At 72.0% G+C, this 13,087-nt stretch carries 13 protein-coding genes, 2 tRNA genes and 1 pseudogene; 7 read left to right on the top strand and 9 right to left on the bottom strand.

Annotated features, from left to right (window positions below):
- Together AC1DUQ_RS08215 and AC1DUQ_RS08210 are read left to right on the top strand one after the other, a co-directional pair.
- Positions 1–354 (top strand): annotated as a pseudogene (locus AC1DUQ_RS08215) (LysR family transcriptional regulator); the annotation flags it as partial.
- Between the two features lie 234 nt (positions 355–588).
- Positions 589–2,118, top strand: a complete 1,530-nt coding sequence (locus AC1DUQ_RS08210) for an APC family permease (protein WP_477059809.1) — start codon at positions 589–591, stop codon at positions 2,116–2,118.
- Here the strand turns inward: AC1DUQ_RS08210 and AC1DUQ_RS08205 are convergent, their stop codons facing one another.
- Positions 2,119–2,535 (bottom strand): DUF5997 family protein, encoded by a 417-nt coding sequence (locus tag AC1DUQ_RS08205; protein WP_477059808.1) that lies wholly within the window; start codon positions 2,533–2,535, stop codon positions 2,119–2,121.
- A gap of 85 nt (positions 2,536–2,620) precedes the next feature.
- Complete coding sequence (locus AC1DUQ_RS08200; protein WP_477059807.1) at positions 2,621–5,101, bottom strand: glycogen/starch/alpha-glucan phosphorylase; 2,481 nt, start codon at positions 5,099–5,101, stop codon at positions 2,621–2,623.
- Positions 5,102–5,261: 160 nt separating this feature from the next.
- On the opposite strand from AC1DUQ_RS08200, the gene AC1DUQ_RS08195 reads away from it, so the two are divergent.
- On the top strand, positions 5,262–5,654 hold the full coding sequence (locus AC1DUQ_RS08195; RefSeq protein ID WP_477059806.1) for a phage holin family protein: 393 nt from the start codon (positions 5,262–5,264) through the stop codon (positions 5,652–5,654).
- 5 nt (positions 5,655–5,659) lie between these two features.
- Here AC1DUQ_RS08195 and AC1DUQ_RS08190 read toward each other — a convergent pair whose 3' ends face one another.
- Positions 5,660–6,187, bottom strand: a complete 528-nt coding sequence (locus AC1DUQ_RS08190; RefSeq protein WP_477059805.1) for a M15 family metallopeptidase — start codon at positions 6,185–6,187, stop codon at positions 5,660–5,662.
- 103 nt (positions 6,188–6,290) lie between these two features.
- Positions 6,291–6,665, bottom strand: a complete 375-nt coding sequence (locus AC1DUQ_RS08185) for a hypothetical protein (protein ID WP_477059804.1) — start codon at positions 6,663–6,665, stop codon at positions 6,291–6,293.
- 165 nt (positions 6,666–6,830) lie between these two features.
- Here AC1DUQ_RS08185 and AC1DUQ_RS08180 point away from each other — a divergent pair, with 165 nt between their 5' ends.
- Positions 6,831–7,586 carry a helix-turn-helix transcriptional regulator gene (locus tag AC1DUQ_RS08180; RefSeq protein ID WP_477060800.1) on the top strand — a complete coding sequence of 252 codons (756 nt, stop codon included), beginning with the start codon at positions 6,831–6,833 and terminating at the stop codon, positions 7,584–7,586.
- Positions 7,587–7,604: 18 nt separating this feature from the next.
- Here AC1DUQ_RS08180 and AC1DUQ_RS08175 read toward each other — a convergent pair whose 3' ends face one another.
- Positions 7,605–8,081, bottom strand: coding sequence for a hypothetical protein (locus AC1DUQ_RS08175; protein ID WP_477059803.1), 477 nt, complete (start codon positions 8,079–8,081; stop codon positions 7,605–7,607).
- 273 nt (positions 8,082–8,354) lie between these two features.
- A tRNA-Arg gene (locus AC1DUQ_RS08170) sits at positions 8,355–8,427 on the bottom strand.
- Between the two features lie 98 nt (positions 8,428–8,525).
- Between AC1DUQ_RS08170 and AC1DUQ_RS08165 the strand changes: the two genes are divergently transcribed.
- On the top strand, positions 8,526–9,752 hold the full coding sequence (locus tag AC1DUQ_RS08165) for a low temperature requirement protein A (protein WP_477073635.1): 1,227 nt from the start codon (positions 8,526–8,528) through the stop codon (positions 9,750–9,752).
- A gap of 40 nt (positions 9,753–9,792) precedes the next feature.
- Here AC1DUQ_RS08165 and AC1DUQ_RS08160 read toward each other — a convergent pair.
- The 3 genes from AC1DUQ_RS08160 to AC1DUQ_RS08150 form a co-directional block, all read right to left on the bottom strand.
- Positions 9,793–9,881, bottom strand: a tRNA-Ser gene (locus AC1DUQ_RS08160).
- A gap of 72 nt (positions 9,882–9,953) precedes the next feature.
- Positions 9,954–10,550: a YdeI/OmpD-associated family protein gene (locus tag AC1DUQ_RS08155; RefSeq protein ID WP_477059801.1), complete on the bottom strand. Its 597-nt coding sequence runs from the start codon at positions 10,548–10,550 to the stop codon at positions 9,954–9,956.
- Positions 10,551–10,559: 9 nt separating this feature from the next.
- Positions 10,560–11,156, bottom strand: coding sequence for a hypothetical protein (locus AC1DUQ_RS08150; RefSeq protein ID WP_477073634.1), 597 nt, complete (start codon positions 11,154–11,156; stop codon positions 10,560–10,562).
- Between the two features lie 383 nt (positions 11,157–11,539).
- Between AC1DUQ_RS08150 and AC1DUQ_RS08145 the strand changes: the two genes are divergently transcribed.
- Positions 11,540–12,547, top strand: a complete 1,008-nt coding sequence (locus AC1DUQ_RS08145; protein ID WP_477059799.1) for an acyl-CoA dehydrogenase — start codon at positions 11,540–11,542, stop codon at positions 12,545–12,547.
- Positions 12,544–13,087 (top strand): PIG-L deacetylase family protein (locus AC1DUQ_RS08140; RefSeq protein WP_477073633.1); only part of this gene is annotated, 544 nt, incomplete at its 3' end. The genes AC1DUQ_RS08145 and AC1DUQ_RS08140, both read left to right, overlap by 4 nt.

Raw genomic sequence — 13,087 nt, 5'->3', positions numbered from 1 at the left:
CACCAGCGCCGCGGGCTCGTCGCGGCACCAGCGCCGCGGGCGCGTCGCGCGGCCCGTGGCCTGGCGTGGGTCACCGACCGGTACGACGACCTGACCGAGGAGTTCATCGGCATCGTGCGCGGTCGCACCGCGACCTCGTCGCGCGGCCGCGGCGCCCCGGCTGCGGAGGCGACTCCGCCGAAGGCCCGCGGCAAGGGATCCGGCACGGGCGCGACGGGCAAGGGCGGGTCCGGCAAGGGATCGACGGGCAAGGGCGGGTCCGGCACGGGCGCGACGGGCAAGGGCGGGTCGGGTCGCAAGCCGTCGGCCAAGGGCACCGCCGCCCCCCGCGCACGCAAGCCCCGCCCCCGCTGACCCGCAACACGTGACGAGAACAACCCTGGACGCGTTCTGCACCCCCGTGACGCGTCCCACGTTGTTCTCGTCGGCCCGTCGGGCGACTCGGCCGGGGGACGGCCCGGTCGGCCCCTCGGGCGGCTCGGCCGGGGGACGGCCCGGTCGGCCCCTCGGGCGACTCGGCCGGGGGACGGCCCGCGGGAGTAATGTCCGGATCCGGGGGTACCGCGACGACGCGAGCCGGGAGGTCCGATGAGCAGCGCCCTGACCGACGAGTCCCCTGCACAGACGAAGGGGCTGAGCTCCGGTTCGCTGGGCCTCTGGGGCAACACCGTCATCGGCCTGGCCAGCACGGCACCCGCCTACTCGCTGGCGGCGACGCTCGGCTACGTGGTGCTGGCGGTCGGCGACAAGTCGCCGGCCATGTTCCTCATCGCGTTCGTGCCGATGCTTCTCGTCGCGATCGCCTACCGCGAGCTCAACTCGGTCATGCCGGACTGCGGGACCACGTTCACCTGGGGCGCCAAGGCGCTCGGTCCGTGGGTCGGCTGGCTGGGGGGCTGGGGCCTGGCGGTGTCGGGGATCATCGTGCTGGCCAACGTGGCCGAGGTCGCAGCCGTCTACTTCCTGCGCGCGTTCGGCCTCGACGAGGTGGCCGAGAACCGGATCGCGGTCCTGCTCATCGGAGTCGGCTTCATCGCGGCCATGACCTGGGTGAGCTACCGCGGCATCCTGGTCAGCGAGCGCCTGCAGAACGTGCTCGTCGTCTTCCAGTTCATCGTGCTGGGGGGCTTGAGCATCCTGGCGCTCTGGAAGGTCTACGCCGGCACCGCCGGACCGCAGGCCGTGCTCCCGGAGTGGTCCTGGTTCAACCCCGCCGGGCTGTCGTCGTCGGCCATCGCCGCCGCCGTGATCCTGTGCCTGTTCATCTACTGGGGCTGGGACGCGTGCCTCGCGGTCAACGAGGAGACCAAGGACCTCGCACGCACCCCCGGACGCGCCGCGGTGCTGGCCACGGTCATCCTGCTGGTCACCTACTGCCTGGTCGCGGTGGCCGTGCAGGCGTACGCGGGGTTCGGCACCACCGGGATCGGCCTGAACAACGAGGCCAACATCGACGACGTGGTCACCGTGCTGGGCGGTCCGCTGCTCGGACCGGTGATGGCGTTCATCCTCCTGCTGGTCATCGCGGTGTCCGCGACGGCGTCGACGCAGACCACGATCCTGCCGACCGCCCGCGGCACCCTCGCGATGGCCGTCTACAAGGCCGTGCCCGAGCAGTTCGCGCGCGTGCACCCGGTGTTCAAGACCCCGTCGTTCTCCACGCTGGTCATGGGGATCACGGCCACCGTGTTCTACATCGTGCTCAAGCTGCTGAGCGAGGACGCCCTGTTCGACTCGATCGCGTCGCTGGGCCTCGCCGTGGCGTTCTACTACGCCGTGACCGCCTTCGCGTGCGTCGCGTACTTCTGGCGGTCGATCTTCCGCAGCGCCCGCAACTTCTTCCTGCGCGGCCTGTTCCCGCTGCTCGGCGGCGCCGGCATGGTCTGGGCGTTCGGCATCTCGGCGCGCGACATGCTCGACCCCGACTACGGGTACACGAGCTTCGGCGGGGTCGGCGGTGTGTTCGTCATCGGGGTCGGGATGCTGGTCCTCGGGGTGCCGCTGATGGTCGCGTGCGCCGCGAAGCTGTCCCTGCGGCCGTACTTCCGCGGCGAGTCGCTCAACCGCGACACCCCGGTGCTGGTGCCCGACTTCGAACCGCCGCGCGGGGGCCTCTGATCAGCCCTTGCCGGAGGCGGCCTTGCGGTCGGCCTCGGCCTTGCGGTCCGCCTCGCGCGACTCCTGCAGGCGCTCCTCCAGGCGCACCTGCGCGGCGATCTCGCGCTCGCGGACCAGCCAGTTGGGCGGCTCGGCCTGCAGCGCCTCGATCTCTTCCGTGGTCAGCGGGTCCGTGATCCCGCCGCGCGCGAGGCCGCTGATCGAGATGCGCAGCCGGCCCGCGATGACGCTGCGGGGGTGCGGCCCGTCGCGGCGCAGGTCCACCAGCCACTGCGGCGGCGTGCGCTGCAGCTCGGTGAGCTCGTCGCGCGTGATCATCCGGTTCTGGAAGTCCTCCGGCGTGGCCGGCAGGTATACGTCGAGCTTGGCGGCTGCGGTCGACGCCTTCATCTCCTGGGACTTCTTCGCGGGTGTCACGCGACAAGGGTAGGCCCCGGCACCACGTCACAGCGTCCGAGGACGTGAGCGCCGTGGCGGCCACTTCCTCGGACGCTGCGCGTCGTCACTTCTCCGGGGGCACCGGGTGCGTGTGCCAGATGCGGTCGATGTAGTCGCGCATCGAGCGGTCCGAGGAGAAGAAGCCGGACCGCGCCACGTTGAGCACCGCCGACCGCGTCCACGCCTCGGTGTCCGCGTACGCCTCGTCGACCCGGGCCTGCGCGTCGATGTACGCCTGGTAGTCGGCGAGCACCAGGAACCGGTCCTCGGACAGCAGGTTGGACACGATGGGCTCGAACGTCGTCCGGTCGCCGCCGGAGAACGTGCCCGACGCGATCAGGTCGAGAGCGTGCCGCAGCGAACGGTTCTCCTCGTAGTACGACGTGGGGTGGTAGCCACGGTCGACGATCTCCGCCACCTCCGGCTCGAGCAGCCCGAAGAGGAAGAAGTTGTCGTCGCCCACGAGCTCGCGGATCTCGACGTTCGCGCCGTCGTCGGTGCCGATGGTCAGGGCGCCGTTGAGCGCGAACTTCATGTTGCCCGTGCCTGACGCCTCCTTGCCGGCCAGCGAGATCTGCTCGGACAGGTCCGCCGCGGGGATCAGCTTCTCCGCGAGCGTGACGTTGTAGTTGGCGGGGAACGCGACGGTGAGCCGGCCCTGCAGCGCGGGGTCGTTGTTGATCGTGCGGCCGACGGCGTTGATCAGGCCGATGGTCTGCTTGGCCATCTTGTAGCCGGGTGCCGCCTTGGCACCGAACGCGAAGGTGCGCGGCGTGACGTCCTCGATCTTCACGGCGCCGGACGTCACCTGGTCGTACAGGGTGACCACGTGCAGGAGCTTGAGCGTCTGGCGCTTGTACTCGTGCAGGCGCTTGACCATCACGTCGAGCATCGTGTCGGGGTCGATCGCGATGCCGTCGCGCTCCGCCAGCACGTCCACCAGCCGGAGCTTGTTCGCGCGCTTGACCTCGCGGAACGCCTGCCGGAACTCGGCGTCGTCGGCCAGCGGCTCGAGATCCTTCAACCGTTCCAGGTCGGTGACCCATCCGTCACCGATCGCCGCCGTGACCAGCTCGGACAGGCCCGGGTTGGCCAGCCGCACGAACCGCCGGGGCGTGACGCCGTTGGTCACGTTGGTGAACTTGTCCGGGAAATAGTCGGAGAAGTCGTGCAGCACCTTGTCCTTGAGCAGCTGCGAGTGCAGGGCCGCCACACCGTTGACCTTCGAACCCGCCACGGTGGCCAGGTACGCCATCCGGACGGCGCGCTCGGGGTACTCGGCGATGATCGACATGCGGCGCACACGGAGCTCGTCGTCCGGGTACGCCTCCCGGAGCTCGGCCATGAAGTCCTCGTTGATCCGGTAGATGATCTCGAGGTGGCGCGGCAGGAGCTTGCCCAGCAGGTCCACCGACCAGACCTCGAGGGCCTCCGGCAGCAGGGTGTGGCAGGTGTACGCGAAGCACTTCTGGGTGACCGCCCAGGCGTCGTCCCAGTCCCAGCCCTTCTCGTCGACGAGGATCCGCATGAGCTCCGGGATCGCGATGACGGGGTGGGTGTCGTTGAGCTGGAAGATGATGCGCTCGGGCAGCTTGTGCAGGTCGAAGTCGCCGGGCAGCACCTGGTCGAGGAAGTCACGGATCGAGCAGGCGACGAAGAAGTACTGCTGCTGCAGGCGCAGCTCCTTGCCCTGCGGCGTGGAGTCCTCCGGGTAGAGCACCTTGGAGATGTTCTCCGCGAACGTCTGGGCGCGGACCGCCTGCGCGTAGTCGCCGGCGTTGAAGATCTCCAGGTCGAACGCGCGGGTGGCGCGCGCGCTCCAGAGGCGCAGCGTGTTCACGCGACCGTTCTCATAGCCCGGGACCATGTAGTTGTACGGGACGCCCAGGACGCTCCAGCCCGGCACCCACCGGCTCCGGGTCTCGCCGTCGTCGGCCACGTACTGCTCGGTGTGACCGCCGAAGTCGACGGTGACGGCGGCCTCCGGGTGCGGGAACTCCCACGGCGACCCCAGCGCCAGCCAGTTGTCGGGCTTCTCCACCTGCCAGCCGTCGACGAACGTCTGGCGGAAGATGCCGTACTCGTACCGGATGCCGTAGCCGATGCACGGGACGTTCATCGTCGCGAGCGAGTCGATGAAGCACGCCGCGAGCCGGCCGAGGCCACCGTTGCCGAGACCGGGCTCGACCTCCGCCTCGCGCAGCTCCGCCAGGTCGATGCCCAGGGACGCCAGACCCTCCTCGACGACCTCGTCGAGGTCGGCGGCGAGCAGGGCGTTGTCCAGCTGCCGGCCGAGCAGGAACTCCGCCGACAGGTACGCCACGGACTTGGCCTGGATCTGGTACTGCCGCCGCAGGGTCTCCATCCAGCGGACCATGAGGTAGTGGCGCACCGTGCGGGCCATGGCGAGGTACTTGTCGTTGACCGACGCGCGCGTGAGGTCGGTGCCCTGACCGAAGTTCAGCTCGCGCAGGAACTCCCGGACAAAACCGTCGACCGTGTGTTCGGGGGTGGCGATGGGCGTGGGTGTCGAGTTCTCCGTCACCCGAGCCACGGTAGCGGGCGTCCTGGCCAACGACCGAGCCGTGCGATCACTCGTAACAAACGGACTGGTCACACCCTGGCGGCGCGGTAGCGCGCTTCCCTAGGGTGAGGCTCAGGGCCCGGGACCCGCTCCCCGCCCCTGACGCGAAGGAGCATCTCCGATGGTCGTCTTCCTGATCCGGGCGTTCATCTTCCTGGCCTCGGCGGCCCTCGGCCTGTGGATCGCGTCGCTGATCGTCGACGGGTTCACCGTGACGGCGTCGGGATTCCTCGTCGCGGTGATCGTCTTCGCGGTCCTGCAGAGCATCCTCACGCCGTGGTTCCTGGTGATGTCCCGCAAGTACGCGAACGCGCTCACCGGTGCCGTCGGCCTGGTCTCCACGGTCGCGGCGCTGTGGGTGGCGACCCTCATCGGCGAGGGCCTGACCATCAGCGGCACCACCGCCTGGGTCTTCGGTTCGCTCACGGTCTGGATCGTCACCATGCTCGGGACGCTGATCCTGCCGCTGATCTTCCTGCGCAACCGGGTGCAGAAGAACAACGCCGCGGTCTGACGGGCTCACCAGCCGCTGGACGAGTCCGGGTGCAGCTCAGGGCACGTCTGCGCGCCGTCGGCCAACAGCTCGAAGTGCCAGATCTCGTTCGCGTACGTGCGGCACAGGCCCAGCTCGAACCCGTGCTCACCCAGCCACAGGGCTCCCTCGGTGGGTCCGACGTCGATCGCGGTCCCCTGCACGTGCGCGGACGACTCCGGCGGGAGCACCCACCGCCGCGCCTCCTCGATCGACCCGTACCGCTCGACCGCGTCGTCGACGATCGCCTGCTGGTCCGCCGCCGACCGCCAGCCCGACGTCAGGGTGAGGGGCACACCGGCCAGCCCGGCCGCCTCCTGCGCGGCGGCGAACCGCTGCTCGAGCACCGGGCTCAGCCCCTGGGCGGTCGGGGTCGGACCCGGAGTCGCGGCGCTGCCCAGCGCGTGCACGAGGCCGGCGACGGCGACGCAGAGCACGACCACCGCACTCGCGACCGCCCACCGCGCACGGCGACGGCGCACTCGTTCCGGGAGTCGTCCGACATAGAGGGTCACGATCCTCACTCTGCGTCGGCAGGACCCCGCGGCGAGTGGCCCTCAGGGCGGATCCCGGCCGCCGGCCGTTGGTCCCCCGGGCGGACCGCCGTCATCCCCCAGGTCAGTCGTGGTAACCCATCGGGAAGCCGCTGTCGCCCTCCGCCCAGGCGTCGCTCGTCGCCCGAGGTGGTGGCACGTGCCGCACGTCCCCGCACCGCGTGCACCGCCACGTCGAGTCGACCGCGGCGAGCCGGACATACGTGTGGTCGATCGGGAGCTCGCACCACCACCAGGCGCCGGGCGGCTCGTGGTCGGGCGTCCGGTCGCGCAGCGCCGAGACCAGGTTGATCAGCGCGAACACGGCCACGAGGGCGAGCACCACCCCGAGGAACGCCCCGCCGAGCCAGAACCAGGCTGTGGGGAGCAGCAGCGCCAGGGCCCCGCCGAGCGCGACGGCCAGCACCACCGACCGGAAGATCACCCGTCGTCGTCGCACGGCGTGCCTCCTGGAGCCGTCGCCGGCACCGGCGACCTCGGACTCCGTGCACCCGATCGTCCTCCGCGAGCGTGCCCAGGGGAAGGACGGGGCGGCTCGGATCGGGTCAGCGCTACTGTGGTCGGGTCTGCGATGTCGGGGACAGCTGGGGGCCCCATCGTGAAGATGGACGACGCGCTGCGCATCGGAGTCGATGTCGCCTGGCAGGTCGCGCGCGGGCAGGACTACGCCCAGGAGCTCACCGAACGCGTCGACCGGGCGCTCTCCTCGGACGCCGGGACCGGCCTGTGCCTGTGGTCGACGACTCCCACCGGCCTGAGCGGAAGCGTGATGCTCGGCGTCTCGCGGCTGTTCACCCTGACGCCCGCCCAGGTCGCCGAGGCCGAGTCGGTGGCCGGCCGGCATCCCTCGTTCCGCACGCTCCTGCGCAACCGCCTCGTCCATCGCGTCAGCGACGTCGCCGAGATGGAGCCGTTCTGGGACTCCGACATCTACCAGGCGATGCACTCCCACACCGAGGGCCGCTACCCCGCCGCTCTCGCCCTGCAGCGCACCCCGACGACGCTGCTGTTCCTGGGCGTGCACCGGCAGTGCGGCGACCTCACGGACGACGAGCTCGCCTGCCTCGCGGCGCTCGGGGAACCGGTCCGTGCGGCGCTGACGTTCCGCGCGGCACTCGACTCCGCCATCGCCCGCCTCGGGGAACGGTACGAGGAAGGAAGCACCCCGTTCACACCGAGAGAGGCCGAGGTCATCGCCCTGGCCGGCCGCGGATGGACGACCACGCGCATGGCCCGGCACCTGGGGATCAGCGAGAGCGCAGTGAAGCACCGCCTCGCCGCGGCGCGCGACCGGGTGGGAGCGGCCAGCCGCATCGAGCTCGCGGCCCGCTGGGCCCGACAGGTCGACCACGCCGAGTAGCGGGGTGCCCGGTGGGGGTCAGCTCAGCTCGGCGCAGAGGTCCCGGGTCGGGCCCGCGAAGGACTCGAGCGTCCAGACCGCGTCCGCGTCGACATGGAAGACGACCCGGCCGTTGTAGAGGGTGGTGGACGGCCCGGCAGGCACATCCGTCGGGAACAGGATGACGATGTTGCTGCCGTTCAGCTCGTAGCGGGAGGCATCGTCCGGCAGCTGCGTCACCCGCACCGCGACGCCCTTGGACCGCAGGCTGAGCGACGCGCTGGTGTCCACGTTGGTCAGGGTGAGGTTCTCGCCCCGGCCGGTGAACATGATGACGTCGCCGTGCTGGTGGAACTTGAGGGCTCCACCGTCCCCGACGATGTCGAGCGGGAAGTCGCAGGCAAGGCCCGCGGGTTGCACCGCGGCGTGCGCCGGCGCGGCGGCCAAGGCGGTCAGACCGAGCGCTGCGAGGGCGGCGGTGGCCAGGCGGAGGGTGCGAGCAGGTGTGACGCTCATGGGGATGATCCTTCGGTGCGGCGATCGCGATGGGCGATGGCGCGTCACGGTCCGGAGGACGGGGCGCGCGGTGGCGGCCGGCCGCAACAGCCGAAGCGGGCCGGCGTGGTGCGCTGCCCGACTCCGGGCAGGCTGTCTCACGTTATCGGCGAGCGACCGAACGCCTCGCCTGTCCCTTCGGCCACGTTGTGCCCCGAGCGCCGGGTGTGCTCGGGCAAGAAGAGAGGCGCACTGCGTGTCAGCAGCGCGCCTCGTCTTCTTCATCCTGCTCTGTGCGCCCGAAGGGACTCGAACCCCCAACCTTCTGATCCGTAGTCAGATGCTCTATCCATTGAGCTACGGGCGCATGGCCCCGCAGGGCCGCAGACGACGATACAGGTCAGGTGCCCGGTCGCCCAAACCGTGGCCACGTGACCCGTCACACGCCCGTGGCAGGATCGCCCGGTGACGACCACGCAGCGACTGGGCACCGGCGGCGGCCGGTGGGGCATGCGCGCGGACGTGCTCCGGCACGGGGGCGGCCACGACGGCAGCCGGGTCGGGTACATCGAGCTGTTCTTCGACCTCGTGTTCGTCTTCGCGGTCACCCAGCTGTCGCACAGCCTCATCGCGCACCCGGACCTCACCACCCTGCTCCAGACGCTCGTGCTCGCCTGGGCGGTCTGGTGGCTGTGGATCGACACCACGTRGGTGACCAACTGGCTCGACCCGGACAAGACCCCCGTGCGGGCGATGCTGCTGGTCCTCATGCTGCTGGGTCTGCTCATGTCGAGCGCGATCCCCGAGGCGTTCGAGGGCAAGGCGCTGCTGTTCGCGGTGCCGTACGTGGTGATCCAGGTGGGCCGGACCCTGTTCACGGTGTGGGCGATGGGGCGGCACTGGCCGGAGAACGCCACCAACTTCGTGCGGATCACCGTGTGGCTGAGCGTGTCCGGGGCGTTCTGGATCGCGGGCGCGCTGGTCGACGAGCACCTGCGGCCGGCGCTGTGGATCACGGCGGCGCTGATCGACGTCGTCGGCCCCCGGGCGCTGTTCTGGGTGCCGTTCATGGGGCCGACGGACCCGACGACGTGGTCCGTCCGGGGCTCGCACATGGCCGAGCGGGTGGCCCTGTTCCTCATCATCAGCCTGGGCGAGTCGATCATCGTCACCGGCACGGCGTTCGCGGAGCTGGAGCTCGACACCACCACGCTGCTGGCGTTCCTCGCGGCGTTCGCCAGCACCGTGCTCATGTGGCTGCTGTTCTTCGACCGGTCCGAGCGGTCGGCCACCGAGTACTTCTCGTCGCGCGCGGAGCCGGGGATGGTCGCGCAGACCGCCTACACGTACGTCCCGTTCCTGCTGATCGCGGGGATCGTGCTCACGGCCGTGGCCGACGAGCTCGTGCTCCTGCACCCCCTCGGGCACACCGACACGTGGACCGCGGGGCTGGTCTGCGGCGCCGCGGCGGTGTACCTGCTGGGGAACGCGTTCTTCCGACGCGCGACCGGCGGCCGGTGGTCGGCGCCGCACCTGGTCGGCGTCGTGGCGGTGCTCGGGGTGTTCGCGCTGCGGGACGCGGCCTCCCCGCTGGCCCTGAACTGGGTGTCGAACGCGGTGCTGCTGGCGGTGATCGTCGGCGACGTGGTGCTGGCGCGCCGGGGCCGGACACAGCAACAGCCCGAACCGTGACGGTTCGAGCTGCTGGTTCGAGCGAGATCTCGTGCAAGAGCGGAGACGGTGGGATTTGAACCCACGGAAGGCTTACGCCTTCACGACCTTAGCAGGGTCGCGCACTAGACCGGGCTATGCGACGTCTCCAGGACCAGCACAGGGTACCCGCGCCGGTGGCCCACCACCAAAGCGGCCCCTGACCTGCGGCGTCGCTGCCGCCTAGCCCTTGGGCACCCACTCGTTGGCCCGCTTGCCCTCCGCCGCGAGCCGCGCCGACTCCTCGAGCCGCGCCGCACGCGTGGTCGCGCGCTTTGCCTGCACGATCCAGCCGAGGATGGCGCGCCGAGCCGACGGCGGGAATGCGTCGAACTGCGCGCGCGAGCCCGGGTAGCGGTCGAACGCCGCCGCCAGGTCGTCCGGGACCACCAGGTTCTCCACGTCGTCGAGCAGCGTCCACGACCCGTCGGCCTTGGCCGCGTCGATGACCGCGCGGCCGGTGGGGGTCATCCGGCCCTCTGCCTCCAGTCGCACGATCCGTTCCTTGTTGGTCCGCGCCCAGCCGCTGCCCGGCTTGCGGCGCGTGAACCAGAGCATCCGGCGCTCGTCGTCGACCGTCTTGCTCGTCGAGTCGATCCACCCGACGCACAGCGCCTCCTCGACCGCCCGCTCGTACGGCACGGTCGGCCTGCCGGTCGCGGTCTTCCACGACACCAGCCACGCCCCGGGCACGGTGTCGTGGTGGGCGCGCAGCCAGTCGCGCCACTCCTCGATGCTCTCGGGGTGCACCCGCGGGGCGTCGTCCCTGCTGTCTGCCATCGGCTCCTCCTACTTCCCGTCGCGTGCGGCCTCGGCCGCGTCTCGTGCTCGTTCCGCACGGTGGAGCTCGCGCTCGGCCACCGCGACGTCCTTGTCGTCGGCGCGCAGGGTCTGCTGCGTCGACGCCACGTCCTTGTCCGCGACCGTGGCCGCCTTGCCGGCGGCGGCGAGGCGGCGGCGGACCTCCGCGAGCTCGCGCACCAGGTCGTCCTCCTCCTCGTGAGCACGGGCGGCACGCTCCTGCGCGCGGGCGACCTCCGCGGCACTCTCGTCGCGCGCCGCGACCGCGGCCTCGTGCCGACGCCTGGCCTCCGCCGCGGCTCGCTCGGCCTCCTCCCACGCCGCCTGCGCCTCGTCGCGGGCGCGCTGCTCGCGCTCCTCGCGGCGCCGGCGTTCGCGGTCGACGGCGGTCTCCTTGGGCTCTGCGCGCTCCGACTCCCCGACGAGCCGGAGCTTGCCGCGCGCGGCGGGCGGGCTCGGCTCCTTCGGTGCCTTCGCCGGCTTCGGTGGCGCAGGCGGGGGTGCACCCTCGGCCGTGTCCGCGCTGCCGAAACCCGCATACTCGCGCGCCGCGGTGAGACGACCGGACACGACCTCGCGCGCCACCGCCGGGTCCGCGAGCGCGGCGGTGAGCGTGGCGTCGAGCTCCTGCGGTGAGCGTGGCGTCGAGCGGCCGAGACGGTCGGCTTGCGCAGCTCTCCGATGGCGTCGGCGAGCTCGCGGTCCTTGTCGGCCTTCGCGGCCTTCACGGCGGCGGCGCGGCGGGCGACGAACTCCGCGGGAGGCCCGGCGTAGAGCTCGTCGGCGACGTCGTCGAGCTCGCTCATCGGTCCGCCCCGGCGCTGGTGTGCACGCTCCGACCCTGCCACGTGGCCGTCCACCTGCGCACGGATCTCCGCTCGGGTCGCGCGACCGACCACCCGCGGTGATGATCTGGACGACGGATCGAGCAGCGGTCCCGCCCAGCTGATCCCCTGGGAGTGACGGAGATGGCCCTGCCTGGAAGCGTGCGACTGCGCGCGCTCGGCCCGAGCAGCGGCGCACCGACGATCCCCCGCACGGTCGGTGAGGCCCTGCGCGACGTCGTGACCTGGCCCGCCGACCTGCTCCCCGGTGGGGGCCGCACGATCGAGCTCTGGGAGCTGCTCGCCACGCTCGGCGCCGCCGACCTCGGTGTGGCACGGGCGGTCGAGCCGCACCTCGACGCGCGCGCGATCCTGGCGCAGGCCGGCGTCCCCGACGGCGGCCGGCGGACTTGGGGCGTGTTCGCGGCCGAGGGCCCAGGCGTGCGGCTCGACGCGGCGCAGGACGACGACGGCTGGCGGCTGCACGGGACGAAGCCGTGGTGCTCGCTGGCGGGCGAGCTGGACGCGGCGCTGGTCACCGCGCACCTCGCGGACGGCACACGGGGGCTGTTCGCGGTGGGCCTGCGCGAGCAGGGCGTCCGGCCGGCCGACCAGGAGTGGGTGTCCCGGGGGCTGGCCGAGATCCCGAGCACCGCCGTGGCGTTCGACGACGTCCGCGCGACTCCGGTGGGCGCGCCCGGCTGGTACCTCGAGCGGCCGGGGTTCTGGTGGGGCGGCGTCGGGGTGGCGGCGTGCTGGTTCGGCGGCGCGGTCGGGATCGGCCGGCGGGTGCACGCGCAGGCGCACGGGCGCGACGACCCGCTGCTCGCGATGCACCTCGGGGCAATCGACCAGCGGCTGGAGTCCGCCCGCCGGGCCCTCGCCGAGGCGGCCGGCCTGGTGGACGCAGGCTCGCTCGACGCCGCGCAGGGCAGGCTGCTGGCCAAGCGGGTGCGGGCGACCGTGGCCGGGGTCTGCGAGGACGTGCTGCGGATCGCCGGGCACGCGCTCGGTCCGGCGCCGCTCGCGCTCGAGGCGGAGCACGCCAAGCGGGCGGCCGACCTGCAGGTCTACGTCCGCCAGCAGCACGCCGAGCGCGACGACGTGTCCCTGGGACAGGCGCTCGCCGCCGTGGCGGATCCGCCGTCGTGACGTTCGACGGACAGGCCCCCGGCACTCCCGCCGACGCCTGGTCCGCCGACGCCCGATTCCGCGACCTGCCCGCGCTCGCGCTCCGGCGGACCGGACGCACGGTGGTGGTCGCCGCCCACCCGGACGACGAGACGCTCGGCGCCGGCGGCATCCTGGCCGAGCTGGCAGACGCCGGTCACCCGGCCGAGGTCGTCGTCGTCTCCGACGGCAGCGCGTCCCATCCCGGCTCCCCGACGCTCACGCCCGACGCGCTGGTGGAGGTCCGGTCGGCGGAGGTGCGCGAGGCGGTGCGGCTGCTGTCCCCCGACTCCCCGGTCACGCTGCTCGGTCATCCCGACGGCGGGCTGCGCGAGGTGCGCGACGCGGTCGAGGCGGACCTCCGGAAGCTGCTGGCCGACGGCCCTCCGGTCGACCAGCTCGTTTCCCCGTGGCGCGGGGACGGGCATCGCGACCACCGGGTTGTCGGCGAGATCTGCGCGACGCTGGCCGACGAGCTGGGCTGCACGCTGCTGGAGCGAGCTGGGCTGCACGCTGCTGGAG

It is taken from the genome of Cellulomonas sp. P4_B5_2, from assembly GCF_056402235.1.
This window is presented reverse-complemented; position numbering and strand designations above follow the sequence as displayed.